This is a genomic window from Desulfobacter latus (assembly GCF_013389365.1).
Classification (GTDB): Bacteria; Desulfobacterota; Desulfobacteria; order Desulfobacterales; family Desulfobacteraceae; genus Desulfobacter; species Desulfobacter latus.
The window spans coordinates 35,710-61,422 of sequence record NZ_JACADJ010000007.1; the positions used below are offsets into that span (position 1 = coordinate 35,710).

Sequence of the window (25,713 nt, forward strand, 5' to 3'; positions counted from 1 at the left end):
GAGGTAAAAAAAATGGAATTTTTTTACGCGATTTTCACAAAAGAAGAGGATAATATTTTGGTTTCAATTCCTGATGTAGAAATTTGCGAAACCTTCGGGAAAACATGGGATGAAGCCTATAAAATGGGCGTAGATGCCTTGGCCGCGTGTTTGTCTGAACCGGAAACAATCGTTCATCCCAAGTCAACCCGCGAAGCATTACAGAAAAAAAATCCTGAATCTGAAATCGTACCCATTCCGGTGGATGAATCCATTAGAAAAAAATATGCAAAAACAAAACGGTTCAATGTAATTTTCCCTGAAGATTTATTGGTGCGGGTAGATGAATATAGAGCCGGTGCGGGGATGAAGCGATCTCAATTATTGGCAGAAGCGGCGGAGCAATACTTAGAGGCACAAGCGTGAACTACATTTTAGGGCCATGTAGTAAATTTTATTATTCCCATGGCCCTAAGGGTTAAGGGACCAAATCATGAGCAAACTGAATCCGGGCATTTAGACACTCCACTACTGATTCAGTACCACCTGGTGTCCGTTGAGAAACAGTTTTTCTTCCCTGATGTGCATATCAAAGGACAAAAGGTCGCCTTTAATAACGAACAATCCGGTGACCATTCCCGGCAACAGCGGTTCAGTCAGATTCGGGATACCGCCTGCAAAAGCATAGGGCAGGCTCAGTTGAGCATCCAGGTCAAAAAATGAAAACATCATGTCCGGCTGCATGGCAAAAACAAAAATATTAGAAGGATCCAGATCTTTTTTCAGACTGAGGTCCAGGCTTCCAGCTACTTCTCCTTCGGGCAGTTCGATATCCAGGTCTGTAATTTCCATGCCCAGACTTTTTTTAAGCAAACCATTGAGTACGGACATGAGTTGCGGGGTGTTCCGGGCCATTTCATTCTTTAAAATGTTCTGGAAATCACCGGGATTGCCGCCTGTTATTTCAAGGCGTTGGCCTGCCTGGGTCATCACGTTTGAATACAGGCGCATGAACTGTTCAACAGATGCCGTATCCATCTGTTTGAGCTTAAAGGTGGCGGTCCAGTCCGTCAACGGCTTGCCGCCCAGTTCAATGCGGTCCAGATGAAAATCCGTGGTCATGGTTATTGATTTTTTATCTTCGGACGCACTTGCGTCAAAGTTGACGGTGAGGCCTGAAAAATCAACGGGATCTGATTTTCCGTCATCTATTTTCAGCCGTTCCAGGGAAAATGTATTTTTTCCGGCCCAGATGATGTCTGTGAGCTGTTCCAGCTCAGATGTAAACGTGACCGGTCCCATCAGCAATTCACTGCCCTGGGACAATCCTTCCCACCGGCCTTTTGTATCCAGGGTCTCAAATCCATTTCCTGTAGAAACGTCCAGATTCAGGGCATGAACATGAACCATTTTTTCCTTCTCTTTAATAGAAAAAGCGTTCATGTGTATGGTGGAGCCAGTGGCACCTGTAAGGGAAAACCGGTTTTGGATGGACAACGGATCTTTGCCGTTCAGACGGGTGTTCACCCATTGCATGTACCAGGGATTTTCTTCAAGAGTTGTTTGTGACGTTACACTGAAAAAACCGTGTGTTCCCTGGTCTACCAGCACCAGTTGCGCCGTCTCGCTTCCGGGAAAACCATTGGGATTCTCAATGCACCACTTGATACGGGAAGAAAACAGATCCCGGTCATATTCCAGGAGTTTCATCCGAAAACCTGTTCCGGTTTTGCCTGCTTGGCTGTTATGTTCTTCAATCGTTGATTTAATCGTACGTTCCATGACGATGCCGTTGGCAATGGGCAGGCCGACAGCACAGACAACCGCCAGGCAGATTAAACTGATCAATAATTTTTTCATAAAATTTCCCTCAAACGGTCTTTCAGTCCGGACCGTCGCAATGCGGTCCTGTTATTGTCAAAGGCCGTTTTAAAGGCCCGGGTGGATCCCACAATAATGACAAGGCATTTTCCACGGGTCATGGCCGTATACAGCAGATTTCTCTGCAGAAGCGGGAAATGGGCCGTGGTCAGGGCAATAACCACCGCATCATATTCCGAGCCCTGGGATTTATGAACCGAAACCGCGTAGGCCAGGGTCAGTTCGTCCAGTTCCGGCAGATCATAGATAACGGTTCTGCCCTCATAATCCACAAGCACCCGGCCCGTGGATTTATCCGCCTCGATCACCCGTCCGATATCCCCGTTGAACACCTCTTTGTCATAATTATTTTTCAGATGCATAACCTTATCACCGGTTTTAAAGATGTGGCCATGGGACTCAATCCCGCCGGGCGCGTCATTTAAAACCGCCTGCAGCCGCTGGTTCAGGCTGATGGTACCGGCCTCTCCTTTATGCATGGGGGTGAGTACCTGGGTTTCCCGGATGTGGGGAAAAGCCTTGGGAATTCTTCGGGCACACAGCTCACAGATGGTGTCGGCCACCCGGGCCGGGGTGCTGGTTTCAATAAAATAAAATTGGGAGGGCTGATCCGGGGGTGCCGATTTTATGTCCGGCATCTGTCCGTTTCTGATACTGTGGGCATGCATGACAATGGGGCTTTTTTGGGCCTGGCGGAAAATCCGGGTTAAAGCAAACACCGTTACCTGTGCCGAATCAATAATATCCGACAACACATTCCCCGGCCCTACGGAAGGCAGTTGAAACGTGTCCCCCACCAGAATCAGAGCGGCTCCGGCCGGCAGGGCCTCGACCAGACGGTACATGAGATGGGTGTCCACCATGGAAACCTCATCCACCACCAGAAGGTCCAGGTCCAAAGGATTGGTGAAGTCATGTTCAAAGGTCCCGGTGTTATGATTAAAGCCCAAAAGTTTATGAAGGGTTTTGGCCCCTCGCCCGGTCACTTCGGATAGACGCCGGGCGGCCCGCCCCGTGGGGGCACAAAGCATCACCTTCAGGCGAAGGGTTTTAAATACAACGCACAGTGCCTTTATCAATGTGGTTTTCCCTGTCCCGGGCCCGCCGGTGATAATGGAAATTTTGCAGCCCATAATCCGGGTCACCACATCCAGTTGCTCCTGGGATAACTGAACCGCCATGGCAGAGAGCACCTGGCCCTGGATTAACTCTTCATTAACGTTGAAATCAGGATCGGGCATGGATAAAAGCGCCTTGATCCGCCGGGAAATACCGGTTTCCGCCTCGTGTAAGGGTGCAAGATACACCCGTTCCGTTTCAATCACCACCTCGTTATCCGCATCCAGATTTCCAAGCACGTCTAAAAGTTGTCCCTCAGATACCCCCGCCGTTTGAATACAAGTCCGGATCAGATTCTCTTTTTTTTCAAACACATGGCCGTCCTGCTCAAGATCCAGCAACCGGCAGACCAGACAGGCTTTAAGTCTTTCTTTGTCCTCCCTTTCCGTACCAAGCGCCCTAGCCAGTTCATCTACAGCAGCAAAACCAATACCGGGAATTTCCCGGGCAATGCGAAAAGGATCCTGGGTCAATACCTCCAGGGCGTTGTTTCCATATGTTTTAAGGATGACTGCGGCCTTGGCCGAATCAATGCGGGTCTCCTGTAGCATCGCCATGACCCGCCGCACGGAATGGTGGGTATTCCAGGCCGTTTCAATCATTTTTCGTTTGGCCTTGCCGATCCCATATACATCAAGAAGCTGTTTCGGTTCATTTTCAATGATCTCCAGGGTCTGTTCCCCAAAGGTATCCACGATTCTGTCGGCCAGCTCCTGGTTAATGCCGGGAATGATACCGGAGCTGAGATATTTTCGAATACCTGTCGTGGAGGCGGGCAGGGTGACCTCAAACGAGGCGGCCTTAAACTGCTCTCCGTATTTAGGATGGCTGGTCCATGTGCCCTTGAGTTTAAGTCGCTCTCCCTGGGCCACCCCGGGCAGATGCCCCACCACGGTAATGGCATCGGCCACCTTGGGCACTGACACACGACATACGGTGTAATGATTTTCAGGGTTCTGAAATGTAACCCGGGACAGGGTACCGCTGATGGTAATCATGACGCCCTATTACCGGATGAAAAATTAGCAGTTATCCAACAGGCGGCCTCGTAAAGATCTTTGGCAATAAAATCGGGGACAATCCCTTTTTTTGTCAAAGCGGCCAGCGCCTTTTCTCCGTTGCCGGTCTTAACCAGGATGGTTTTGGCACATCCGGCATGCTTGCCGCACTCAATATCTTTGGCCGAATCTCCCACCATCAAAGATTTGTTTAAATCAATGCCATGGCGTGCCACGGCCTGAAGAATCATTCCGGGCTTGGGTTTTCGACAATCGCATCCCTGATCCGGGGTATGCGGACAAAAAAATATATCCTTGATCCGGCCACCGGCCTGTTCCACCCCGTGGGTCATTTTTTTTAAAATGGCATCAAGGGTCCGGCCGGATATCATACCCCGGCCCACCGCCGATTGGTTGGTAATCAGAATCACCTGGAAACCGCCGGCACTCAAAAGGGCAATGGCTTCCGGACTTTTGGGAATGAAATGGAATTCGTCCGGATGTTTGATATAGGCGTCGGAATCATGGTTGATCACACCGTCCCGGTCCAGAAAAACAGTATACGTCATCGTTTTTTTTTAGCTTTTCTCCTAACGCGTGTTTGGACGAAAAGTTGCCCAGATGCAAGGCGCAGAAAAATTTAAAACCGGAGCAACCTCATGGTTGTGAGGATTTTAAATTTTTCTGCAACGCCGCAGGTGGGTGACTTTTCGTTCAAACACCAATTAATCGGCTACGGCAAAGGCATGCGCAAACCCTTCCCTGGCCATCAGTCTTTGGCTGAACGTTACGGCATCATTGAGGTTGTTGAATTTACCGATCCGCACCCGGTGAAATTGCCCCCGGTGATCTGCATAGGGAACAATATGGGCATTAAGATAATCTTTAGACAATTTGATCCGGTACTGATCGGCATTGGTTTTCACTTTGAATGCCCCTACCTGCACCGTAAAATTGCCTTGCCAGTAATTGACGGGGGTAAAGTTTACCGGGGCGTGGTCTTTCTTGGAATAGGCGGTTGCCTTGCCAAGGGCGGTTACCTTTACCCGGCCCGTGCCGGGTCCCACTATATCGATGCGTTGGGCTGCTTTATAGGACAGGTCTATGATCCTGCCGGACACAAAAGGGCCCCGGTCATTGATGCGCACCGTGATCTTTCTGCCGTTGTTCAGGTTTTCAACCTTGACCCATGTGTTCATGGGAAGGGTTTTGTGGGCTGCGGTCATGGCGTACATGTTGTAGGTTTCGCCGTTGGATGTTTTTCGACCGTGGAACTTTCTGCCGTACCAGGAAGCGTATCCTTTTTCCACATACCCGTTTGCCGAAGCCATGGGATAATAGTCTTTTCCTGCAATGCGATAGGGGCGCTGGGTGGCTTCGGTGCCGCTGTATTGTTTGTTCGCACATTTGTTGTGGCCGGAATTATACTTTCCGGCACCGCATCCGGCCACGGTAACCGCAAAGCAGAGAATAAAAGCCGGCATCAATGATCGGATCGTATAATTGATACGGAATATCATTTTTTTTCCTCCAGGGCCTTATGGATAACATCTTTCATTTTATCGGTAAAATAGAAGGTCATGGTGGATTTAATATGCTCAGGAACATCTTCCATATCTTTTTTATTCCAAAGGGGCAGAATCACAGACCGGATACCGGCCCTGTGCCCCGCAATCACCTTATCCTTGATGCCCCCTACGGGCAGAACCTCACCCCTGAGGGTGATCTCTCCGGTCATGGCCAGACGGGATTTTACTTTCCTTTTGGTGATCAAGGAGGCAAGGGTTGTAAGCATGGTTACCCCGGCAGAGGGGCCGTCCTTTGGGATAGCCCCTTCGGGCACATGAATGTGGATATCATGGGTATCAAAGAAGGTCTTATCCACAGCCAGCCGGTCTGCATTGGACCGGATGAAGCTTAATGCGGTAGACGCAGATTCCTTCATGATATCCCCAAGCTGTCCGGTGAGCATCAAGCCCTTTTTGCCGCCCTTCATGGCCACGGCTTCCACAAAAAGCACTTCACCCCCCACCGGGGTCCAGGCGAGCCCCATTGCCACGCCCGGCACGTTTATCCGGGTGGCCATCTCAGGCATGTGTTGGATGGGGCCTAAATATTCGGGAATTTCTTTGCGTCCAATGGTCAGATTTTCCACCTGATGTTCGGCGATTTTAGCGGCAACGCCCCGGCATATGGCACCAATTTGGCGTTCCAGGTTGCGTAAACCGGATTCCTTGGTATACCCGGAAATAATCTGTTTGATCGCGCCCGGGGTTATTTTTATCTGGCCGGAATTGATACCGTTGGCCTCCCGCTGTTTGGGGATAATATACCGGGTGGCAATTTTAAGCTTTTCCTCCTGGGTATACCCGGTAAGCTCCAGAATCTCCATTCTGTCCCGCAGGGGGGGTGGAATGGTGTGTAGCACGTTGGCTGTGGTCAAAAACATGACATCGGACAAATCAAAGGGGACATCCAGGTAGTGGTCAACAAAATTCCGGTTCTGCTCCGGATCAAGGACTTCAAGCAGGGCGGATGACGGATCTCCGTGGTAGGAGGCGCTAACCTTATCAATCTCATCCAGCATGAAGACGGGATTTTTTTTACCGGCGGTTCTTAAATGCTGGATGATCCGGCCCGGCATGGCCCCCACATAGGTCCGCCGATGTCCCCGGATTTCAGCTTCATCTTTGATGCCGCCCAGGGCAATGCGGACAAATTCCCGGCCCAGGGCCCTGGCAATGGATTGTCCCAGGGAGGTTTTTCCTGTGCCTGGGGGACCTGCAAAGCATAGTATCGGGCCTTTGGCGTCTTTTTTGAGTTTGCGCACGGCCAGAAATTCCAATATCCGTTTTTTAGGTTTTTCAAGGCCGTAATGATCCTGATCCAAAATTTTTCTGGCCTTGGCAATATCCAGCCCATTTTCGGTATATGCATTCCAGGGCAGGGCGGTCAGCCAGTCAAGATAGGTGGATGAGACAACATATTCGGAGGATGACGGGTGCATTTTGGCGAGACGTTCCAGTTCCCGTTGTGCTTCTTTTGCGGCCTCTGCCGGCATGGGATTATCCCTGATCAGGGTTCTGTATTCCCGGATTTCAATTGCTTCCTGGTCGGTTTCCCCAAGCTCTTCTTTAATGGTTTTGAGCTGCTGGCGCAGGTAATATTCGCGCTGGCGCTTGTCCATGTCTTCCCGGACCTGATTTTGAATTTTAGAGCCCATTTCAAGAATATCAAGCTGATCATTGACCAGACGGGTGACCTTTTTCAGGCGGCGGTTCACATCAATCAGCTCAAGGACCTTCTGCTTTTCATTAACAGGGGCATTAATGGTGGAAGCCACCATGTCGGCCAGTGCGCTGGGTTCCTGCAGGGTCTTGACCATCTGGCTTATTTCCGCCGGCAGCCCCGGCGAAAGGGCCACTATTTTTTCGTACTGTTCAACAATATTGGCCATCAGTGCCCGATTTTCTTTGTTCCTTTCATTGTTGCGGCTTTCGAGAACGGAAATATCGGCATGCATATAATCGCGGTTTTCCTGGTATTCCAGTACCTTGAACCTGTTCAGACCCTGGATAAGCAGCTGGGCCTTTTCATCTTCCATCTTGGACATTTTAAGAATTACGGCGACGGTACCAATGCGGCACAGGTCGTCGGCCGTGTGCCTGGAATCAATGTCCGAGCGCTTTGACAGCAAAAGGCCAAGCATACGGTTGCCGGACATGGCATCATCAATCAGATCAATGGCCTCTTTCCGGATCAAAACCAGGGGCAACACCATTTTAGGAAACAGATTGGTATCCACGATGGGAAGAATGGGCAGTTCGTCAGGGATATCGTCAGTGGTGATGGGGACGGAGGGATGGTTTAATTCATCCATTCGTTTTCCTTTTTATATACAATCGCCTAAGGGCCTAGGTTTATAAAAAATCAATGGGCATTTTCTGTTCCGAAGCATAATTCGTCTTAGGCTGTTTTCCTAATTTCAGCTCAAGAAACCCGTTGGCATATGAAGCAGATACTTTTTCCATGTCAATGATATTGGGCAGATAAAGCACCCGTTCAAACCGGCCGAACTGTATTTCCGCAAGCCTGTAAGTGGCCGTGGGATCCGGTTGGCTGCTGTTACGCACCCCGGAAATTTTTACAGCTTTATCCGAAATTTCAATCATCATGTTTTCCCGGCAAACCCCTGCGATTTCAGCCTGGATAATAATTTCATCCCTGGTTTCAAAAATATCCATCTGGGGTCTCCAGATCCGTTTCGAAAAGCAGAACATGGGATTAACGGATTGAAACATATCTTCAAAAGACTTCTCTTCTGTAGCTGGTGTTTCAATATCATTCCCAAATCGAATTTTTATCTGTTCCATAAAATACTCCTGATAATAATTTAAGAGTATAGGAATTTCCATTTCCCAGTACCCAGTACCCAGTACCCAGTACCTAACAGCCCGCCCAAAGGGCGCTAATTTATCAGATTACCATTTGGCAGAATTGTTGTAAAGCACTATAAAAATTAAGTTAAATGGGTATCAGCAGACTGTCAAACAGGTCTGTCAAGTATCTCGCGAATAACCCTTGAAAACCTGTCCATGGAAAAGGGTTTTTGTAAAAAGCCGTGGCATCCGTCACGAAGCATATATTTTATCTCTTCATCCATGCGGATGCCACTGGAAATCAATATCTTTATGCCCGGGTCCAGTTTTTGAATGGCATAAAACGTCTCCTTGCCGTCCATGACGGGCATGATCAGATCAAGGATTACCAGCACAATTCCCCCCGGATGCGTTGCTAACAAATCTATACATTCCCTGCCATTGCGGGCCTGGAGAACCTGGTATCCTAAAGCTTCAAGAAGGCTTACCCCCACGTCAAGGACTTCATTCTCGTCATCCACAATAAGAATGGTTTCCTTACCTCTGGGCATCAGATCAAACCCGTTGCTCTCCTCTTCAACGCGTTGAAAATCCACAGGCTCCAATCCGGGCAATGCCACCCTGAACAGGGCGCCGGCATTTTTTTTGCTTTCCACGGTGATAAAACCGCCGTGATTTTTTACAATGCCGAATACCATTGATAACCCTAACCCCCGTCTTTTTATATTCCCGGCCATCTTGGTGGAGAAAAAGGGGTCAAAAATCTTTTTCTGAATAGCATCATCCATGCCGATTCCGGTATCCTGGACAGTGATTTCCACGTAAGTACCGGGTACCACGTCAAAATGAAAGCAGTTGGTATCCTTGATTGTTATATTTCGGGTCTCTATGGTAAGCGTGCCGCCATCGACCATGGCCTGGGAGCCATTGACCAAAAGATTCAGCAACACCTGCTCAAGCTGAGAGCGGTCTCCGTTTACCTTGTAAAGATTCGGTGCCGACTTTTTTTCAATGACAATCTCTTTTTTTTCCGGCTGGAAAACAGTGAGGGCCATGTCTACGACCTGGTTAAGATCCAGAATGTCAACCTGATACTTTCCTCCGCGGGCAAACCCTAAAAGATTAGCGGTAACTTCAGCGGCAGTTTCAATCAGCCGCTTCATTTGCCGGATATGATCCTTGATTTTTTCCGGCCGGTTTACATGAATCCCCATCAGGGATAAATGCCCCTGAAGGGCCATAAGCAGATTGTTAAAATCATGGGAAACCCCGCCGGCCAGCACACCAATGGCCTCCATTTTTCGAGCCTGATTTTCCCTGATCTGTTCGGAGTTGATTTCCGTAATATCCGACACGGTGATTAACACGCCCTGGGAATGGTCACCAGGGTCAAGCCAGCAGGCCCGGAGCCGGGAGTCAAAAGCGCTGTCGTCCACTCTTGATAACCGGGAGTCAACTGTCGCTGTTCCTGTCTGGTTAATGCCTGCAATAACAATATGGTACACACGCTTAAATTCTTTATCCGTGGGAAAAAGGTTCCGGGCGGATCTGCCTTCCAGGCAGCGGTATTCATGGCCGGTCATGGCGTGACAGGCGGGGTTTGCCCAGTAGATGGTCGTGCGGTGAAGAATACAGATCCCCACAGGGGAATGGATTAATACATTTTTTATATTTTTTTGGGAAAAAAAATCTGCCTCCGTTAAACAAGGAGGCGCCTGGTCAGATTCGCCCTGTTGAATAAAAATTGAATCAAGCGATGTGCGATCATGTGCCTGGGTCATAAAACACTGCCCTCCAAAAATTGACGAGCGCTTAGATTATCTGATAAATATACCAGAATTTTTAATTAAGGTCACCCCAAATGCACTTCAAACTTATATACGGCACTTTATTACCCCTTGTGCCTGCATGGGTCGCCGGTCTAATGCTTTTTTCAGCATTTCCGGGACCCGGTTTTTATCCGGCAGCCTTTTTTGCACTGGTTCCGTTATGGCTTTCCATTGACCGGCTTGATTCAACACAGGCTTTTTATGCAGGTATCGGCACAGGGATCGGCTTTTATCTGCCCTTAATCTACTGGATTTCGCCCACCCTGATCGAATACGGCGGTTTAAATTCGTTCGTTGCCATTTCCTGCCTGTTGCTTCTGGTGCTGTACCTGTCTCTTTACACGGGCGCTTTTGCCCTGGTCTTGAAGCGGGTACCTGTGCCTGACGGCCTTATTCCATTCTGGGGGGCGGTGGTCTGGGTCGCCCTGGAATATATCAGGACATATTTGTTTTCCGGCTTTCCCTGGGGCGTACTGGGTTACAGCCAGTACCCCAACCTTGTTTTGATTCAGGCGGCAGACACCTTCGGGGTTCTGGGCATTTCCTTTCTGCTGGTGCTGGCCAACGGAACTCTGGTCATTGCCTTTAAGGCGTTTTCCCAAAAGGCATGGCCTAAAAAAATAAATATGGCAGGCTTAACCCTTGCCGTGATTCTGATTTGTTCGGCTTTTATTTACGGCCATTTTAAACGGGCAGAGATTCGAGCGCAGATCAACAGGGTACCTTCTCGAAAAATTTCGGTTATCCAGGCCAATATTCCCCAGGACCGGAAATGGGATAAGGAATTTATTAGTGAAACCATAGACCGGTATTCCCGCTTATCCCTCCAGACGATCCCCTGCGATCTTGTGGTGTGGCCGGAAACTGCTTTGCCTTTCTATTACGGCATGGACCCTGTGCCCTCGAACCGGGTGGATGCCATCGTGAGACAGGCAGGTACCTTTTTTCTCATCGGCATCCCTGCGGTCCAGTCTTCGGAGCAGGGGCTCCTGTACTACAACCGGGCTTGCATGCTCAGCCCCCTTGCCCTGCCAACGGGCTATTATGACAAACACCACCTGGTGCCCTTTGGGGAGTATGTGCCTTTCAAAAGCCTGCTGCGGTTTGCGGAAAAACTGACCGCCGGGGCCGGTGATTTTTCAAAGGGGCAAACCGGGCCGGTGCCGTTAAAATTCGGCACGGGAACAACCGGGGTATTAATCTGCTTTGAGATTCTTTTTCCCGATATTGCCAGAAAATTTGTTCTCAATGGGGCGGATATTTTAACCACCATGACCAATGATGCCTGGTTCGGCCGGACCCAGGCGGCACGCCAGCACTTTTCCATTGCCGTGTTCAGGGCTGTTGAGAATCGGCGCAGCGTTGTCCGGGCGGCAAACACAGGTATCTCCGGGTTCATTGATCCTGCCGGAACCATTCTGGAAAAAACAGATATTTTTACGGCCTGTGCCCTTACCCGTCAAGTGCCGGTTATGTCCGGCAAAACATTTTATACCCGCCATGGGGATCTTGCGGCTAAAGCCTGCCTGGTTGCATTTTTTCTGATTTGTGTGATAAAATCCATGAGAAAAAAATTTAGGAGAATTTTATAATGAGTGTAGAATACAAACAGGTCATCTCTTCCATTACGGCTAAAGCCAACCGGCTTAAGGAGTATCTTTGACCTCCCTGTAAAGGAAAAACGGCTTCGGGAACTTGAGCTGCTCATTGCCAGGGAAGATTTCTGGAATGATGCGGACAAAGCGACCGAGATGTTAAAAGAACGAACCTTTATCGCCGGCCTTATTGACACCTGCAATGCCATATTTTCAGAGATTGAGGATGTGGAGGTGATGCTGGAACTGGCAAGGGAGGAGTCGGACAAGGCGGCCGAGCAGGAAGCCGCTCAGATGCTGGCCCATCTTGAGAAAAAGGTAAAGCGGTTTTCCCTGGAGATTACCCTTGACGGGGAGGATGATGCCAGGGACGCGATTGTCTCCATCAATGCCGGTGCCGGGGGAACGGATTCCCAGGACTGGGCGGAGATGCTGTTCAGGATGTATACCCGGTGGATCGATAAAAAGGGATACAAGTGCCGGGTCATTGACTTTCAGGAGGGAGACGAAGCCGGTATCAAGGGCGCAACCCTCCATGTTGCCGGCCCAAACTGTTACGGATTCATGAAAGCCGAATCCGGGGTGCACCGCCTGGTTCGGATTTCACCTTTCAATGCCAGCGGCAAACGCCAGACCTCTTTTGCAGCCGTCTTTGTCTATCCGGAGGTCAAGGATGAAATCAATATCGACATTGATGAAGGGGATCTGCGCGTTGATGTGTACCGGGCCAGCGGGGCAGGCGGCCAGCACGTCAACAAAACCAGTTCCGCCGTACGTATCACCCATGCGCCCACAGGGGTGGTGGTTCAGTGCCAGCAGGAATCTTCCCAGCACCGGAACAGGGAGATTGCCTTGAAAGTGCTTAAATCCCGGCTCTATCAGCTGGAAAAGCAGAAACAGGAGCAAAAAAGGCAGAACCTGTATGACGGCAAGGATGATAATGCCTGGGGCAGTCAGATTCGCTCCTACGTGCTGCATCCCTACAGAATGGTAAAAGACCATCGTATCGATCTTGAAATCGGGGATGTGGACCGGGTGCTGGATGGAGATCTTGATCCGTTTATTGAGGGGGTGTTGATGTCCGGCGCCCTGAATAATTAACACTCGATGATCGAGTAACAAAAGGCTTTTGATGTTTTTATGTCAATAGACCCAGTGGAAATTATCAGACAATTTTATGATCCTGATTCAACGCTTTTTGCCCTTTTGGTTGAACATAGCAGGCATGTGGCCTTAAAAAGCCTGGAGATTGCAACGGGCGTTGCGCACCTGAATCCGGACATGGACTTCATAGAAAAAGCAGCCATGCTCCATGACATCGGTATTTTTAAAACCCATTCTTTGAAAATCGGCTGTACAGGTAAATACCCCTATGTATGTCATGGCTACCTTGGACGTGAGCTGCTAGACGGATTGGGTCTACCCCGGGAATTTGGACTTGTATCCGAACGTCATACCGGAGCCGGCATAACCCTTAAAAATATTATCGAGGCGGATTTGCCTCTGCCCCACAGGGACATGGTGCCTGTCACCCTGGAAGAAAAAATCATCTGCTGCGCAGATAAATTCTATTCAAAAAGCCCGAAAAAGCGAGATAAAGTCATGACCCGGAAACAGATTGAAAAATCCCTTGCCAAACTTGGTCCGGGGCATGTAGAAAGATTTGCCGCCTGGGCGGATGAATTTAATCTTTAAAAAAAATCAGACCAATGACTTTACCCACAGACGATAATATAGATGCGCCACGCCCCCTAAGTAAAACACAAAAGAAAAAGATAGCCGAAAAACTTCAGAAACTTGGAGAGGATTTAAGCCTGCTTTCCGTCAATCAGCTTAGATTGCTTGATCTTGATCCTGACCTGTTCAAGGCCCTGGTTGAGGCAAAAGCCATCACCGCTAATGTGGCGGCCAGACGTCACAGACAGTACATCGGCACCCTCATGAGACAGGTGGACCCTGAACCCATTTTGACCGCACTGGAACGATTAAAAGCATCCCCAAGCGGTCTTTACAGCCCCAAGTCCGAAATTGACCCACAAACAGATAAGAACATCCAGGTGTTTTTAAACAGACTACTGGCCTGGGATGATGACGCCATGGAAAGAATTCTGTCAACGGCCCCCGACGTAGACCGTCAGCGCCTAAGGCAGCTGATCAGAAATGCCGATAAAGATATAGCCAAGAAGAAAAAAAATTCAAAATCATTCCAGGCATTAAAAGAAATCGTCGCCCGGATTTAATTATGAAAATTTTCAGAACCGACATCTATATTTGCTTAAATCAGATTGGGCTAATTCTAAAGGTTGACGAAACCATCGGGCTTGAGATACAAAGATATAAGAGTCAATTGGAAAAAAAGCCTTAAATATATCAAGCACAGAAAAACAACGATAGAGAGCTATCGGCCGTCAAAGGACAGCCCGAGACGTATTCGTATCAGGCGGTAGGAATTGTTTATCACAGGACGACAAAAGATATGAATGTAACAGGAAATGCAATAACCAATACAGACAGACCTGACACCAGCATTAAGGTTAAGGAAACTGCTGCCGCGTCAGTAAATGCTGACATGGCGACACTGTCTGAGTTAAAACAGGCTGCATCTTCTTCGGCAAGCATCAAACGTGATGAAAGCCAAAGCCAGGCTTCTGAACAAAAAAGTGAGGATCGCGGCAACCAGGCCAAACTGACCAGAAAAGATGTCGAGGATATGGTGGACGCCTTTGAGGATTTTGCCAACACTGTGCAGACAAGGCTGAATTTTACCATCGACGAAGATACCGAGGATATGGTGGTCAAAATTATGGACAAAGAAACCAATGAAGTGATCAAGCAGTTCCCTGCCGAAGAAATTCTTGAGCTTCGTGAAAAAATGCAGGACTTAAGCGGCCTTCTTTTCAGTACGAATGTTTGATTGGATTCTTTATCTTATTTTAAAAGCAGCTGCTGGTGTGAGTAAGGACTGCCTTGGAGGATCAACTGCATTCCTTCTTTTCTTTCATTGTTAATCACAATCGGCGCCATAAAGTTTGCCGTCATATCTTCGGGTTTGCCCTTGGGGATGGTTATGATGACAAAACAGGATAGTTCTTCCTTTCCAAATTCCCATTTAATGGTCTTGTCAAAATCTTTAACAGACAGTGTGTAATCAGGATAGAAACGAAGGGGGTCCATAACCACAAATGCCAGATTCGGGTCATCCACGCATTGAAACAGATAAAAAGGTGAGGTCTCCTTTTTTTCAAGAAGAACATATCGTTTATGCTGCCTGAATCCGGGAATGCCATCCGGTATATTGATAATTTTATCATGATCAATATTCATTTCACCGAATTGTCTTGTATTAATCTTCATTCTCTTTTTTTTCGAATCCCTTATTACCTATCAGTCTGGCTGCTTTTGCAATATCAATGTTATCCGTCTTCCGAGAGGAAAGGATGTTTTCCTTTTGAATGGCGTCAAATACCTCCTGCCGCAGAATCGATATTTCCCGGGGCGCATCAATACCTATTCGAATGCTGTTTTTGCCGGTTTCAAGCACCTTTACGATGATATCATTAGCGATGACGATACTCTCACCAACTTTTCGTGTTAGAATAAGCATAGACGTAATAAATTAATCCACCAGGCTGACATTAATATAGCGGTATGAATTGGTTCTTAAATTCATAACTGATCGTGCCATTGTTATAATCATATGTCTCATCAGAGTCAACCTTTGCAGCTTAAAAGTCATTCTGCTACACCTGGGCCATGAACAGGCAGTTGTTCTTTCTTCTCCGGGTCATCATCCCTTTGCCGGTGTATTGATTCCGGGCGACGTTATTTCCGAACAAATTCATTATGCTGTCCACGATAGACATCTGCTTTTTAACCTGAATATGATTATATTCTATAAAATGAGCCACGATGTCTTTTTCTTTATCAATGGTGCGCTTGAGTTGTCTTATATCGTTTTTGCGCCTATTGGGCAGGGGCAGGGCATGTATCAATGCGCCCAGGGAAAAGGGCTCCGTTATTTTATCCATACCGGAAAAGTGATTTTGGCAGACAGCAAGAATATTATTTCGCAGGTCTTCGATTTTGCCGATAAGATTTTTTTTGGCTCTGGTGGTCTCCCAGATCATGCCAAGGTCAATGGTTCCGATTGCCTTTTTTTCAGCCTTTAATACCAGGTGCAATTGTTGGTAACAGGCAAGTTTTTCCTTAAGCAACGTTTGAATATTATCGATAGCTTTTTCCATATCCCTTCTCCTTATCTTAATTCAATAGTACAGGAATTTCCAGCACCCAGCACCCAGCACCCACCACCTGACAATCCGCCCGAAGGGCGCTAAGTTCTGTTAAACTTGAAGCTGCCGGTATAAGAACTCCTTGAAGCCGGTTACACGGCGGCCCTGGGATAAATTTTCCGTAAGATACTGGTCATGCAGGGACTGGTAAATGTCAGATGCATTACTTTCAGGAAAAAGAGTGTCTCCGGGCAGGGTATCCCGCATACGTTGCATCAAGGTATCAAGCATTAATGCCTCAAACCCCTGGCAGGCTTTTTCAAGATCTTTTTCCCGCTGGAGCTGCCGGGCGGTATTTGTGGTATCCTGGGTATCTGTAACCGGCGTCATCATCCCCGGCATTTGAATAGACATAATTTTATCCCTTTCTTTTATTGCAACCCTTTAAAGTATCTCGATACTAGCCTGCAAGGCACCGGCAGCCTTGATACTTTCCAGAATACTGATCAAGTCCCTGGGCCGGACCCCCAAAGAGTTCAGTCCACTAACCAGTTCTCCGATGGTAGAGGTGCCGGGCAGTTCCATAATATACTCGGGGCCTTGCCCCTGAATCATCACGTTTAGATCCCCATGGGCCACGGCCACACTTGAAATGGTCACCTCATTGCCGATAACCACAGTACCGGTTTTTTCATTGATTACAACCTTGGCAACGCTATCCGGAACCACAGACAACCCTTCCACATCGGCAATAAATTCCGCCACATGTTCCTGTTGCATGGATTCGGGCACATACAGGCAGATGGAACCGGCATCGATAATTTTTGCAATGCCTTCGCCTAACGCGGCATTGATGGTATCCCCCACCCGCCGGGCCGTGGTGAAATCGGGCCGGAACAGGGACAGGGTCAATTGTTCTTTTCCTTTCAGATGAAAGGGTATCTCACGTTCCACCGTGGCCCCGTTAATGATCCGGGCCGTGAGAAGATGACTGTTACGGTCATTCATGCCGGCGGGAATTGCAAGACTGACTGCGCCCTGGGCAATGGCATACACATTGCCGTCGACCCCTTTCAAGGGCATCATTAAAAGCGTCCCGCCCTTAAGGCTTGTGGCATCACCTAACGATGAAACCGTGATGTCAATGCGATCTCCGATCCGGGCAAACGGCGGAATATTTGCCGTGGCCATAACGGCTGCCACATTCTTTACTTTGATCTGGCTCTTGTCAAAATGAAGATTCATTTTTTTAAGCATGTTGGTCAAGGACTGGCGGGTGAATAGAATATTGTTCTTATCTCCTGTGCCGTTCAGCCCCACCACCAGGCCGTACCCGGTGAGTTGATTGGACCGGACCCCCTGGATGGCGGCCATGTCCTTGATTCGGGTGGCCAGGGCAGGCACCGAAAGAGAAATTAGACACAGCACGGCCCCTATAGCGATGCTTATCTTTTTAAAAATATTGTTCATTATGTCCGCTCCTTATGTCCGCTCCTTTATCCGCCAATACTTACCAAGGCCAGATATTATCAATTATCCGTGTTCCCCAGCCTGGTTTCTGTTTGTCGGCAAGGGCCCCTTTGCCGTAATATTCAATGCGTGAGTCAGCTAAAGACGTTGACGCCACCCGGTTGTCCGAATCAATATCACCGGGTCTCACAATTCCTGAAACCATGATGTACTGAACTTCATTATCCACTTTCATGGCCCTGCGTCCGAAGATGCTTAAATTCCCATTGGGCATTACTTCCGTAACCCGGGCCGCAATAGAGGCGGTTACCTGACCGGATCTATCGCTTGTGGCTTCACCTTTGGTGGAATTTTCAAAACTGGTGTCAATGAGGCTGTCACCAACAGCACCGCCAAGATGCGTCACTTTTCCGAAGGCATTGAGCGTTGGTACGCCCACTTTCATACTGGTTGTCCGCCCACCTTCGGAATTCACCTCCATTTCAGATGAGGAATTTTCCACAATATCCACGATCACCGTGTCCCCAATATAAGCGGCCTTGGTGTCATCCAGCAGGAATCTGTTCTGCGCTGTCCAAAGAGAGCCTTCCGCAGGTTTTGCCATGGTGTATTGAGGTTGCAAGGCGGGTGCGGGCATTGTATCCTGGGGCATAGCCCGTAAGTTCGGGTCTCCGCCATTGGACATACAGCCGGTAAACATCCCGGCCATAAAAATCAGCAAAAATGCCATCGCCCCTGGTATTAATTTTTTTTGAATCGGCCACATATCAAACCTCCCGGCTAAAAAAGCACTTCCACAGTGCCGTCTGCTGTAACAAGACCGCGCACCAGTTTCCCGGATGTTAAATTTTGCACTGTCACAGGCCGGCCCGGGTAGCCGTCTTCCTTACTGATTCCCAACGTAACAATGGATAAACGATTCTTTTGGGCCACCAGTTTTATTACCGCCCCTTTTTTAATGGCCGGCGCCTGTTTGAATTCACCCCGGCTCACACATTCCCCTTTATCAATGGTCCGGGTTATCACCATGCCGTCGACCTGTTCAACGGATGTCATGATATCCGACTTCCGCCCGAACACCTCCATATCCCGCAAGGTCACGTCCGCCGGGGTAATGATATCTCCCCTTTGCAGGCGTGTTGCCGCAACAATTACGGGTTTAATCTGTGAAAGGCGCCCCCTGACAGTCAACCGGTCCACTTTGACGCCGTCCACCCAGACTTCGGCATGAATGGACAGGCGGTCATTGCTTGACGGGGTATAACGTTTATCAAATACCAGAGATAAATCGCCCTGGGGATAGGGTTCAAGTCCCCGGACTCTGAAGGCCTTTAGCTTGAATTTTTCCTTTGGCAAAAATCCGGATAGAAATTGTTCAAGCGCTTTTTTCACGTCGGACGGGACAAGCTCCTGGCTGGCGCGTTTGATAAATACCCGTTCAGGCACTTGAATATGAATGTCATTATCATTAAGCCCCATGGCATTTATGGACGCTGTAACCCTTGCGCCTGAAAGTTGTTTCATCTGTCCGGCCCGGGGTGATTTTCCAAGATCAATGCGTGTCAGTTCTTCCTTGAAAAAATCAGGCGCTGTTATATTTGCCACCTCTCCTAAATAGATGACAGCGTTTGTCACTTCTGCTGTCCGGGCAACCTCAATAAGAATTTTCCCCGGTGTGGCGGCCGGTACCGGCCTGCTGAACATAAGCAATGAAACGAAAAACACCAATAATGCCGGACTAAAATGGGCGCCGCCGGCGCTTCGTCCTCTTGTTTTTTGTCTCTTGTTTCCAGTTTCTATCATGGCGTTATCCATTCAACGTTTTTTAAGATTTCAGCTGGACGGCCGTTGCCAGCATATCATCGGCGGTGGTGATGGATTTTGAATTGGCCTCATAGGTGCGCTGGCCTGAAATTAAACTGATCATTTCCTCCACAACATCTACGTTGGAACTTTCAATATAGTAGTTCAACACTGTTCCAGCCCCGTTTTCTCCCGGCGTATTTTCCTGAGGTGCGCCCGACCCTTCGGTTTCCCTGAACAGGTTGCCGCCCACCGCATATAGTCCGGCGGGATTTACAAACGTCGTTACAAGGACCTGCTCTGTCGCCAGAATGGTATCATCGTCGGCAAATACGGTCAGGGTTCCGTCATTGTCCAGGGTAATCGTAACAGCCTCCGAATCAATGGCAATCTCGGGTTGAAGACGGTCCCCGGCCTGGGAAGTGATGTATCCCTCGCTGTCCAGGGAAAAATCCCCGGCCCGGGTATACATATCTTCATCCCCGTGCAGCACCCTGAAAAAACCCTCGCCCTGGATGGCAAAATCCAGCTGATTATCCGTCTGGAGATAATCGCCCTGGGTAAATATTTTCTGGACACCTGCCGTATTCACGCCCATGCCCACCTGAATTCCCGTTGGTACCTGTCCCCCGCCGGGGGTTGTCTGTCCCGCCACCCGCTGGGTCATATACATTAAATCCTCAAATGCGGCCCGGGATTTTTTAAACCCGGTGGTGGAAGAGTTTGCCAGGTTATTTGAGGTAACGCCGATTTGCATATCCTGGGCCATCATTCCCGTCGCTGCTGACCAAAGTGCCCGTATCATAAATTTACTCCTTCAGAAACTATGTAAAAAGCCCGACTTCATTTATTGCCTTTGAATCGATTTCATCAAATGTTTTTATAGACTTGGTGTATGTTTCAAACATCCGCTGATAATCAATCATTTTTGCCATTTCCTCTACGACTTGAACATTGGCCTGTTCAAGCGAACCGGCTTCAACCTTGACATTTTCAAGGGTTATTTCATCTGCGGTATCTCCGGCATAGACAAACAAATTATTTCCTGTTTTTTCAAGTCGTTCCATATTTTCAAAAGAAACCACATCAAGGGTATCCAGAATCTCATTATTTAAAAAGATCTGCCCGTATTCATCGATATTCACACTTGTATTCGGGCCCAAAGTATCAATGAAAACGGCACCGCCCTGACCCATGACGGGATTACCGCTTTTATCCACAAGAATACCTTCACTGCTCAAAGAAAAATTGCCGTTCCGCGTGTACTTGATGCCGTCCGGGGTTTCCACTTTGAAAAGACCCTGGGGGCCTAAAGCCACATCCAGGGGATTATCGGTTTTTATAACATCACCCTGGGTGAAATCCTGGTCCACCCGGGCCCTGAACGCCTTGTCAAAACTGACGACATCTTTTTTAAACCCAATGCTGGAGGCATTGGCCAGGTTGTTGGAGACTGCTTCAAGTTTGCGTTCCTGCCTCAACCCGCCCTGGGTCGGCCGCGTCATTTCAAGAATCATAGAGCCGTTTATTCCTTTGCATGGTTTGCCGGTATTTATACGGCATGGATTGGTTTATTTTTACTTTGACCACATTTCATGCAATTGGGATGCCATATTTTTTTTAAATTAATTTCAGACCCTGAACAGCACTTTTTTCAAAAGAATCTTTATGTTTTAAACAGGCTGTTAAGGCTTATGATCAAAGGGAAACCCTCTGACTTTAGAAATAATGTGCCAAAAGACCGACATCTGAGCCCACTGAATTTGACGCACCCAGAAATTTTTTCCCACCGTTTTTGGATTGGTTTAAAAAAATTCCCTTGCATCTTGATCCGTTTAATTATAAGAGCCTATTTAAAAATAGATGAATCGACTGCAATCACATGAGAATCAATTCTTTAATTTTTAAACAAGTGTTAAAGCAGAAATCGTATCCATTGACGATGTAAGAAAATAAAATTTGGTCATCCAGTAAAAAGGAAATTTATGATCGACGACGGCTATTATCCTGATCTAACGCATCTCTCCTCTGAGGACCCTGCGGGAAAAGAGACTTTACAAACAACATCCCCGCAACAAGACCTGTCCAGCCGGAGGAACGACCCGGTGACGCACATGCAGAAATCGTTTAAAGATTATTTCTGCCCGTTTTGCGGTTATAAATTATTTCGGGGGCAGGTCCGGGATTATAAAGTGGTCTGCCAGACATGTAACCGGTTTGTTGACAGTAAAAAACTTGAAGAATAACGACATCTGTATTTTTTTTACTCGACTATTAAATTAGCGCCCTTTGGGTGGGCTGTTAGGTGGTGGGTGCTGGGTACTGGGTACTGGGTACTGGGAAATGGAAATTCCTATACTCTCAAGTTTTAACAGACGCTAGCGTCTCTCGGCATTGGCCCCATAAACAAACGCAAGCAGTTCGGCCACGGCCACATATATTTCAGCCGGAATTTCCTGGCTGATGTCCAGGGATGCCAGAACCTCCACCAGGTCAGGATCGTCTTTTACCGGTACCCCATGGGCCAGGGCCAGGGCAATGATATTTTCAGCCACTTTTCCCTGCCCCTTAGCCGTTACTTTCGGTGCCGTGTCCGCTATCCTGTCATATTTCAGGGCGACGGCTTTTTTTCTTTTGTCTTCAGGTGCCATGGTTAAACCACAATATTCAGTCCCTGCATGTCATCGGGCGCTTTCATGGCATGCATTAAACTGGTCGGGGCAATCTGTTCGGGCCGGGCCACCCGGCAGTCAATGTTTCCGGCCTGATATCCGATTCCGGACAGATGCTGTCTCAACGTTAAAATTTTTGGGGTCAGATAATCACAGGTGGCCTGATTTTCCAATAAGAATCGGCCGGCAATGGTTTTATCCAGAATTGAAAAATCCGCCCGTAAAGGGCCAAGGGCCGTCATATTCAATAAAAAAGAAATACTGAGCATTTTTTTCTCTGTATTTGCTGTGCTTGCGTTTCCCGTGTCTATCATGAGTTGGCCGAAATCAAAGCCATCTTCCTGCCAGACAGGAAACGGCAGCAGAAATCGTGTACCATCCTGATTTTGTCCACCATCCCCTGATTTGACGTTTAACTGGGCAAAATTGTCCAATGCATCTGAGATATGTTTTAATACAGTGGTTTTGCCCGGGTCGTTTTCCATGCCGGCAAGGGACAACGCGGCTGCTTTCAGATCCTGGCCTGCCAGCTGTTTGATCCCATGCGCAATCGTTTTCTTATCCGGGCCGTCTTCAAGACCGGCCGCCAGTTTTTTTTCAAAAGTTAATCCCATATTCTTTATGATTTGGGGTAAAAACTGATCATCCCGTACATCGGATTTCAGAGAAAGTCCCATGAGGATATCATTCAGAAGTGGTTCCCGGGTCCGGCTAAGCGCGTTCAAACCTTGTAAAATTTTTACCGGGGAAACGGATTGAAACGTGTTGTTCTGGGAGAATTTTTCCGGCCCGGGCGGTGAGTTTGAATCCGCTAAACCGGCTGGAACCGAAGAGATTGGTCTCCCCATATTGATTGTAGTCTCTGCCGTATCGATGGATTTAGGTGCAGACGATGTTGGAACCGGCATGAGTACAATACCGTCCTGGGAACGAACAACCTTCATGGGAATATCCATGCCCCGGGTCAAGGGAACCTGTGAGGAAACAGTCAGTTTCCGACCGTTCACAAGTAATTGGATTCGGTTTTCCGAGGTAACATCAAGGACTTTTGCATTGACAATCCGGCCGGGTTTTAACTTCATGATATCTGACAATTCGGTTTGTTTCAGATTGTCGCCGGTAATTTTCAAGGAAGTCGGAGACCGGTTGAGTATCATCTGGATTTCTCCATGGCAAGAAACTTTTCCTTAAGGTCAATGACAAGGGCAACCTCCCCCCTGGGTATGGAAAGCCTTTCTGCAATGGTATCAATATCCACCTTCTGATAGTAAAGATCTATGATTCGTTGCTGCTGATCAAGGGCATCGGTCTCTTGGTGAAATAAGGCATGCCCACCCTTGGGCAGGGTGTTAAGCAGGGAATTATGCTGATTTTCAAGTTGCGTGTACAAGGTGTTGGCCCGGGATAAAAGCAGATTGATGCTGATCATTTTTGAGTCCAGGGACTGATCAAGTTTTCGGGTCAATGTCTGTTTCTCCTGTACGAGTCGCTCAAATTCCTTGGCTGCATCTTTTGAGGCTTCCAAAAGAGGTTCAATCATTTCAGACGTTTCAGTCAGAACCTCCATGGCCACAACCTGGGCTTTTTTACGGGTCTGGGCGGTAATATCGCCAAGGTCCGTTTCCGGCGTAGGGGTCAGGTTGCGTTGGAGTCGGTTGGCTCGCCGGATAAAAAGAAGCAGCAAAAACATTAAAAATAGATCAATAATAAGTGAAAGGATAACAAGAAATTCAGTGGGAACCTGCAACATCATACCTTATCATGCCTTGGTATCTATAAGCCGGCCCGGTCCGTCCGGGTCCGGCGACAGGTCATTTTGGAGATTCTGTTTTTTTACACGTTTGGCTTTACGGGCCTTTCGTTGCCGCTTTTCCTTCTCTTTTTCATGGGTCAAAGAGAATGTTTCTTCACTTTCCTGAACAGTTGTATTTTCCAGCACCTGCTGATTTTGGTGTTGTACTGCCGCCTGATCCGGATCCGGTTTGGGGGACTGGACCTGTTGGCTCAAATCCTGGGCAATACCGAATTGCTGAAAAATCTGGTTGTGTCCATGAACTGTGGTCATTTATTTCCTGTATTGGGGCCATGGCCCTTAAGGCCCATGATCAAAATAAACCATCCCATATGGTTTGCCTTTTCATTCGTTTTCTTCGTTGTGACAATGAGCACATATTTCAATATGCTCCCATTGCCACGCCTTGAATACGAATGAAAATTCTAAACCATATTTTGGAAGATTTTATTTCGATCATGGGCCTAAGTTGCCTTAAAAGATTTAAAACTGATTTTGTCAATATATTGGGGCGGCAATACTTTCTTTAGTGAGGCTTCTACGCCCCACATCAAATCAGCTTCGGTCACCTCATTGTTCTTTTTCGACACCAGCCGAGTCTGAATCGCTTCATAAATCAAATCCCGGTAAAAGGCAAGATTATTGTTTATTTCATCATAAGCCCTTTGATCGGAATAATCAATAGCGACATCTGCAGACACATAGGTCATGGTCCGGCTTTGATCGGATGCAAGAATTATAAAATCCGTTAACAAAATTGTTCCTGACTTGCGGCTGGGCGGCGGAACCGGCTTATCTGCAAACACATTTTTTTGCACGTCCCGGATCAGATCAATTTCAGTCAAGGCGGCGGTCTGTCTTTCCAGCAGTGGCATGGATTGACCTGAAAAAAATAAAAAATAAATTAAAGGAACGGATATACCCATGAACAGCAAGATGGAAGCGGCAGCAAGTAGAACCTTTGACTTGAGAAGGGCTTTTATCTTTCCGCCTTTTTTAGACGATTCCGCCGGCGTAGATTCTTTTTTATCGGAGATCTCGGCACCTTCAACACCTTCCAGGAGTACTTGACTCGAATCGGACTCCTGGTCGTCGAGCGCCTTATCGGGCTGATCCTCCAGATCAGACGCATCATCTTCTCCGTCAATATCGCCGAGCAAGTCATCATCTTCCTGATCTGTGGCCATGAGCAAGGTATTAATGTCTTCCTGGGATATAAGGATGTCCTCATCGTCATCCCGCAATTCATCTGTCTCATCTGACTGTTGAAGAAGGGTATCAATATCTTCCTGGGTGACATTATCTTCTTCCGAAATATCCGGTGTCGGTAGACCGGCTTGGATCAGGGCATCCATGGCCTCCTGGGTGATCATACAATCGGCTATATCTGTGGCCTGGCTTTCATCTATGGGCTCATCAAACGGGTCTTTTTCCTGTCCCGGTGCTTCCATAACCAGGGCATCGTCAACGGTCGCATCTTCCGCCTTTTGTACCGTCTCGTCCTCTTGGTTTGATCCCACTTCCAGGATTGGATCCGGTCCGGATTCAGAATCGGCTGCATCATTCTCCTGGGTATGGTCAGCCATTACACCTTGAATGTCTTCCAGTGAAATCAACTCGTCATCCCCGGCATCGGCATCCTGGGAATCATCTATGAATGCGTCAATATCATCCTGGGATAATTCACTGTCGTCATCTTGGGGGGGGGCATCTTCATCCAGGGCATTGCCCGCCATCATGCGGTCAATGTCGTCCTGGGAAAGTTCCTCTGCATCTTCTTGCCCCGCGCCTGAACCATCTGCATCCGGGCCGGACGCGTTAAGCAGGTTGTCTATATCATCCTGGGACAACTCGCCGGCAGCGTCATCTCCTGAGGAAATATTCAGCAGCTTATCAATATCATCCTGGGAAATTAGATCGTCGTCTTCTTCTTTTAAATTCGGGTCTGACATAACCGCCCCCTA

The 25,713-nt window shown here is 48.0% G+C and carries 28 protein-coding genes; 7 read left to right on the forward strand and 21 right to left on the reverse strand.

Features of this window, described 5'->3' with window-relative positions; translation table 11 throughout:
* Positions 1-12: 12 nt before the first annotated feature.
* Positions 13-405 (forward strand): type II toxin-antitoxin system HicB family antitoxin, encoded by a 393-nt coding sequence (locus HXW94_RS03535; RefSeq protein ID WP_218576550.1) that lies wholly within the window; start codon positions 13-15, stop codon positions 403-405.
* Positions 406-507: 102 nt separating this feature from the next.
* Here HXW94_RS03535 and HXW94_RS03540 read toward each other — a convergent pair whose 3' ends face one another.
* The 7 genes from HXW94_RS03540 to HXW94_RS03570 all read right to left on the reverse strand — a co-directional run bounded on the left by HXW94_RS03540 (position 508) and on the right by HXW94_RS03570 (position 10,137).
* Entirely contained in the window at positions 508-1,839 is a 1,332-nt protein-coding gene (locus HXW94_RS03540) for a YdgA family protein (protein ID WP_178365515.1), read from the reverse strand.
* Complete coding sequence (gene recD2, locus HXW94_RS03545; protein WP_178365516.1) at positions 1,836-3,977, reverse strand: SF1B family DNA helicase RecD2; 2,142 nt, start codon at positions 3,975-3,977, stop codon at positions 1,836-1,838. Before recD2 ends, HXW94_RS03540 begins: the two co-directional genes overlap by 4 nt.
* Complete coding sequence (gene gmhB / locus HXW94_RS03550; RefSeq protein ID WP_178365517.1) at positions 3,974-4,546, reverse strand: D-glycero-beta-D-manno-heptose 1,7-bisphosphate 7-phosphatase; 573 nt, start codon at positions 4,544-4,546, stop codon at positions 3,974-3,976. The genes recD2 and gmhB overlap by 4 nt, the downstream gene beginning before the upstream one ends.
* A gap of 156 nt (positions 4,547-4,702) precedes the next feature.
* Entirely contained in the window at positions 4,703-5,497 is a 795-nt protein-coding gene (locus HXW94_RS03555; protein ID WP_246293716.1) for a septal ring lytic transglycosylase RlpA family protein, read from the reverse strand.
* On the reverse strand, positions 5,494-7,857 hold the full coding sequence (gene lon / locus HXW94_RS03560; RefSeq protein ID WP_178365518.1) for an endopeptidase La: 2,364 nt from the start codon (positions 7,855-7,857) through the stop codon (positions 5,494-5,496). Before lon ends, HXW94_RS03555 begins: the two co-directional genes overlap by 4 nt.
* A 40-nt stretch (positions 7,858-7,897) precedes the next feature.
* Positions 7,898-8,350 carry an Hsp20/alpha crystallin family protein gene (locus HXW94_RS03565; protein WP_178365519.1) on the reverse strand — a complete coding sequence of 151 codons (453 nt, stop codon included), beginning with the start codon at positions 8,348-8,350 and terminating at the stop codon, positions 7,898-7,900.
* 173 nt (positions 8,351-8,523) lie between these two features.
* The gene (locus HXW94_RS03570) at positions 8,524-10,137 is read right to left on the reverse strand and encodes a hybrid sensor histidine kinase/response regulator (protein ID WP_178365520.1); all 1,614 of its coding nucleotides are present in this window, start codon (positions 10,135-10,137) and stop codon (positions 8,524-8,526) included.
* Between the two features lie 80 nt (positions 10,138-10,217).
* Between HXW94_RS03570 and lnt the strand changes: the two genes are divergently transcribed.
* The 5 genes from lnt (at position 10,218) to HXW94_RS03595 (ending at position 14,694) form a co-directional block, all read left to right on the forward strand.
* Positions 10,218-11,777: an apolipoprotein N-acyltransferase gene (gene lnt / locus HXW94_RS03575; protein WP_178365521.1), complete on the forward strand. Its 1,560-nt coding sequence runs from the start codon at positions 10,218-10,220 to the stop codon at positions 11,775-11,777.
* Positions 11,777-12,881 (forward strand): peptide chain release factor 2 gene (prfB, locus tag HXW94_RS03580; RefSeq protein WP_178365522.1). Its coding sequence is split into 2 segments (ribosomal slippage): positions 11,777-11,845 and positions 11,847-12,881, totalling 1,104 coding nucleotides; the frame shifts between segments, so codons are not numbered across the junction. Before lnt ends, prfB begins: the two co-directional genes overlap by 1 nt.
* A gap of 39 nt (positions 12,882-12,920) precedes the next feature.
* A complete protein-coding gene (locus HXW94_RS03585; RefSeq protein ID WP_178365523.1) occupies positions 12,921-13,475 on the forward strand; it encodes an HD domain-containing protein in 555 nt (184 codons plus the stop codon).
* 14 nt (positions 13,476-13,489) lie between these two features.
* The gene (yjgA, locus tag HXW94_RS03590; RefSeq protein WP_178365524.1) at positions 13,490-14,020 is read left to right on the forward strand and encodes a ribosome biogenesis factor YjgA; all 531 of its coding nucleotides are present in this window, start codon (positions 13,490-13,492) and stop codon (positions 14,018-14,020) included.
* A gap of 236 nt (positions 14,021-14,256) precedes the next feature.
* Positions 14,257-14,694 (forward strand): flagellar protein FlaG, encoded by a 438-nt coding sequence (locus HXW94_RS03595; protein WP_178365525.1) that lies wholly within the window; start codon positions 14,257-14,259, stop codon positions 14,692-14,694.
* 14 nt (positions 14,695-14,708) lie between these two features.
* On the opposite strand, the gene fliW is transcribed toward HXW94_RS03595, so the two are convergent.
* The 9 genes from fliW to HXW94_RS03640 form a co-directional block, all read right to left on the reverse strand.
* Positions 14,709-15,134, reverse strand: a complete 426-nt coding sequence (fliW, locus tag HXW94_RS03600; protein WP_178365526.1) for a flagellar assembly protein FliW — start codon at positions 15,132-15,134, stop codon at positions 14,709-14,711.
* Complete coding sequence (csrA, locus tag HXW94_RS03605; RefSeq protein ID WP_178365527.1) at positions 15,124-15,384, reverse strand: carbon storage regulator CsrA; 261 nt, start codon at positions 15,382-15,384, stop codon at positions 15,124-15,126. Before csrA ends, fliW begins: the two co-directional genes overlap by 11 nt.
* Positions 15,385-15,520: 136 nt before the next feature.
* A complete protein-coding gene (gene flgN / locus HXW94_RS03610; protein WP_178365528.1) occupies positions 15,521-16,024 on the reverse strand; it encodes a flagellar export chaperone FlgN in 504 nt (167 codons plus the stop codon).
* Between the two features lie 99 nt (positions 16,025-16,123).
* A complete protein-coding gene (locus tag HXW94_RS03615; RefSeq protein WP_178365529.1) occupies positions 16,124-16,426 on the reverse strand; it encodes a rod-binding protein in 303 nt (100 codons plus the stop codon).
* Between the two features lie 30 nt (positions 16,427-16,456).
* Positions 16,457-17,482, reverse strand: a complete 1,026-nt coding sequence (locus HXW94_RS03620) for a flagellar basal body P-ring protein FlgI (RefSeq protein WP_178365530.1) — start codon at positions 17,480-17,482, stop codon at positions 16,457-16,459.
* A gap of 40 nt (positions 17,483-17,522) precedes the next feature.
* Complete coding sequence (locus HXW94_RS03625; RefSeq protein WP_246293721.1) at positions 17,523-18,212, reverse strand: flagellar basal body L-ring protein FlgH; 690 nt, start codon at positions 18,210-18,212, stop codon at positions 17,523-17,525.
* Positions 18,213-18,262: 50 nt separating this feature from the next.
* Positions 18,263-19,285, reverse strand: a complete 1,023-nt coding sequence (gene flgA, locus HXW94_RS03630; RefSeq protein WP_178365532.1) for a flagellar basal body P-ring formation chaperone FlgA — start codon at positions 19,283-19,285, stop codon at positions 18,263-18,265.
* Between the two features lie 22 nt (positions 19,286-19,307).
* A complete protein-coding gene (gene flgG, locus HXW94_RS03635) occupies positions 19,308-20,090 on the reverse strand; it encodes a flagellar basal-body rod protein FlgG (protein WP_178365533.1) in 783 nt (260 codons plus the stop codon).
* A gap of 19 nt (positions 20,091-20,109) precedes the next feature.
* Positions 20,110-20,802, reverse strand: coding sequence for a flagellar hook-basal body protein (locus HXW94_RS03640; RefSeq protein ID WP_178365534.1), 693 nt, complete (start codon positions 20,800-20,802; stop codon positions 20,110-20,112).
* 468 nt (positions 20,803-21,270) lie between these two features.
* Between HXW94_RS03640 and HXW94_RS03645 the strand changes: the two genes are divergently transcribed.
* Complete coding sequence (locus tag HXW94_RS03645; RefSeq protein ID WP_178365535.1) at positions 21,271-21,531, forward strand: hypothetical protein; 261 nt, start codon at positions 21,271-21,273, stop codon at positions 21,529-21,531.
* Between the two features lie 132 nt (positions 21,532-21,663).
* On the opposite strand, the gene HXW94_RS03650 is transcribed toward HXW94_RS03645, so the two are convergent.
* The 5 genes from HXW94_RS03650 to HXW94_RS03670 all read right to left on the reverse strand — a co-directional run bounded on the left by HXW94_RS03650 (position 21,664) and on the right by HXW94_RS03670 (position 25,701).
* Positions 21,664-21,936 carry an EscU/YscU/HrcU family type III secretion system export apparatus switch protein gene (locus HXW94_RS03650; protein ID WP_178365536.1) on the reverse strand — a complete coding sequence of 91 codons (273 nt, stop codon included), beginning with the start codon at positions 21,934-21,936 and terminating at the stop codon, positions 21,664-21,666.
* A 2-nt stretch (positions 21,937-21,938) separates the two neighbouring features.
* Complete coding sequence (locus HXW94_RS03655) at positions 21,939-23,114, reverse strand: flagellar hook-length control protein FliK (protein ID WP_178365537.1); 1,176 nt, start codon at positions 23,112-23,114, stop codon at positions 21,939-21,941.
* Positions 23,111-23,710, reverse strand: coding sequence for a hypothetical protein (locus HXW94_RS03660; protein WP_178365538.1), 600 nt, complete (start codon positions 23,708-23,710; stop codon positions 23,111-23,113). The genes HXW94_RS03655 and HXW94_RS03660 overlap by 4 nt, the downstream gene beginning before the upstream one ends.
* Positions 23,711-23,716: 6 nt before the next feature.
* The gene (locus HXW94_RS03665; RefSeq protein WP_178365539.1) at positions 23,717-24,022 is read right to left on the reverse strand and encodes a hypothetical protein; all 306 of its coding nucleotides are present in this window, start codon (positions 24,020-24,022) and stop codon (positions 23,717-23,719) included.
* 191 nt (positions 24,023-24,213) lie between these two features.
* Entirely contained in the window at positions 24,214-25,701 is a 1,488-nt protein-coding gene (locus HXW94_RS03670) for a hypothetical protein (RefSeq protein ID WP_178365540.1), read from the reverse strand.
* Positions 25,702-25,713 lie beyond the last annotated feature (12 nt).

Excerpts from the sequence above, each read along its gene's own strand:
- HXW94_RS03650 (WP_178365536.1), bottom strand. The coding sequence starts at position 21,936 with ATGGCACCTGAAGACAAAAGAAAAAAAGCCGTCGCCCTGAAATATGAC.
- HXW94_RS03565 (WP_178365519.1), bottom strand. The coding sequence starts at position 8,350 with ATGGAACAGATAAAAATTCGATTTGGGAATGATATTGAAACACCAGCT.
- lnt (WP_178365521.1), top strand. The coding sequence starts at position 10,218 with ATGCACTTCAAACTTATATACGGCACTTTATTACCCCTTGTGCCTGCA.
- HXW94_RS03535 (WP_218576550.1), top strand. The coding sequence starts at position 13 with ATGGAATTTTTTTACGCGATTTTCACAAAAGAAGAGGATAATATTTTG.
- HXW94_RS03570 (WP_178365520.1), bottom strand. The coding sequence starts at position 10,137 with ATGACCCAGGCACATGATCGCACATCGCTTGATTCAATTTTTATTCAA.
- fliW (WP_178365526.1), bottom strand. The coding sequence starts at position 15,134 with ATGAAGATTAATACAAGACAATTCGGTGAAATGAATATTGATCATGAT.
- csrA (WP_178365527.1), bottom strand. The coding sequence starts at position 15,384 with ATGCTTATTCTAACACGAAAAGTTGGTGAGAGTATCGTCATCGCTAAT.
- lon (WP_178365518.1), bottom strand. The coding sequence starts at position 7,857 with ATGGATGAATTAAACCATCCCTCCGTCCCCATCACCACTGACGATATC.
- flgG (WP_178365533.1), bottom strand. The coding sequence starts at position 20,090 with ATGATACGGGCACTTTGGTCAGCAGCGACGGGAATGATGGCCCAGGAT.
- HXW94_RS03595 (WP_178365525.1), top strand. The coding sequence starts at position 14,257 with ATGAATGTAACAGGAAATGCAATAACCAATACAGACAGACCTGACACC.
- recD2 (WP_178365516.1), bottom strand. The coding sequence starts at position 3,977 with ATGATTACCATCAGCGGTACCCTGTCCCGGGTTACATTTCAGAACCCT.
- HXW94_RS03665 (WP_178365539.1), bottom strand. The coding sequence starts at position 24,022 with ATGACCACAGTTCATGGACACAACCAGATTTTTCAGCAATTCGGTATT.
- flgA (WP_178365532.1), bottom strand. The coding sequence starts at position 19,285 with ATGATAGAAACTGGAAACAAGAGACAAAAAACAAGAGGACGAAGCGCC.
- HXW94_RS03555 (WP_246293716.1), bottom strand. The coding sequence starts at position 5,497 with ATGATATTCCGTATCAATTATACGATCCGATCATTGATGCCGGCTTTT.
- HXW94_RS03625 (WP_246293721.1), bottom strand. The coding sequence starts at position 18,212 with ATGGCATTTTTGCTGATTTTTATGGCCGGGATGTTTACCGGCTGTATG.
- HXW94_RS03620 (WP_178365530.1), bottom strand. The coding sequence starts at position 17,482 with ATGAACAATATTTTTAAAAAGATAAGCATCGCTATAGGGGCCGTGCTG.
- HXW94_RS03640 (WP_178365534.1), bottom strand. The coding sequence starts at position 20,802 with ATGATTCTTGAAATGACGCGGCCGACCCAGGGCGGGTTGAGGCAGGAA.
- flgN (WP_178365528.1), bottom strand. The coding sequence starts at position 16,024 with ATGGAAAAAGCTATCGATAATATTCAAACGTTGCTTAAGGAAAAACTT.
- HXW94_RS03660 (WP_178365538.1), bottom strand. The coding sequence starts at position 23,710 with ATGATGTTGCAGGTTCCCACTGAATTTCTTGTTATCCTTTCACTTATT.
- HXW94_RS03645 (WP_178365535.1), top strand. The coding sequence starts at position 21,271 with ATGATCGACGACGGCTATTATCCTGATCTAACGCATCTCTCCTCTGAG.
- HXW94_RS03655 (WP_178365537.1), bottom strand. The coding sequence starts at position 23,114 with ATGATACTCAACCGGTCTCCGACTTCCTTGAAAATTACCGGCGACAAT.
- HXW94_RS03670 (WP_178365540.1), bottom strand. The coding sequence starts at position 25,701 with ATGTCAGACCCGAATTTAAAAGAAGAAGACGACGATCTAATTTCCCAG.
- HXW94_RS03615 (WP_178365529.1), bottom strand. The coding sequence starts at position 16,426 with ATGTCTATTCAAATGCCGGGGATGATGACGCCGGTTACAGATACCCAG.
- HXW94_RS03585 (WP_178365523.1), top strand. The coding sequence starts at position 12,921 with ATGTCAATAGACCCAGTGGAAATTATCAGACAATTTTATGATCCTGAT.
- HXW94_RS03540 (WP_178365515.1), bottom strand. The coding sequence starts at position 1,839 with ATGAAAAAATTATTGATCAGTTTAATCTGCCTGGCGGTTGTCTGTGCT.
- yjgA (WP_178365524.1), top strand. The coding sequence starts at position 13,490 with ATGACTTTACCCACAGACGATAATATAGATGCGCCACGCCCCCTAAGT.
- gmhB (WP_178365517.1), bottom strand. The coding sequence starts at position 4,546 with ATGACGTATACTGTTTTTCTGGACCGGGACGGTGTGATCAACCATGAT.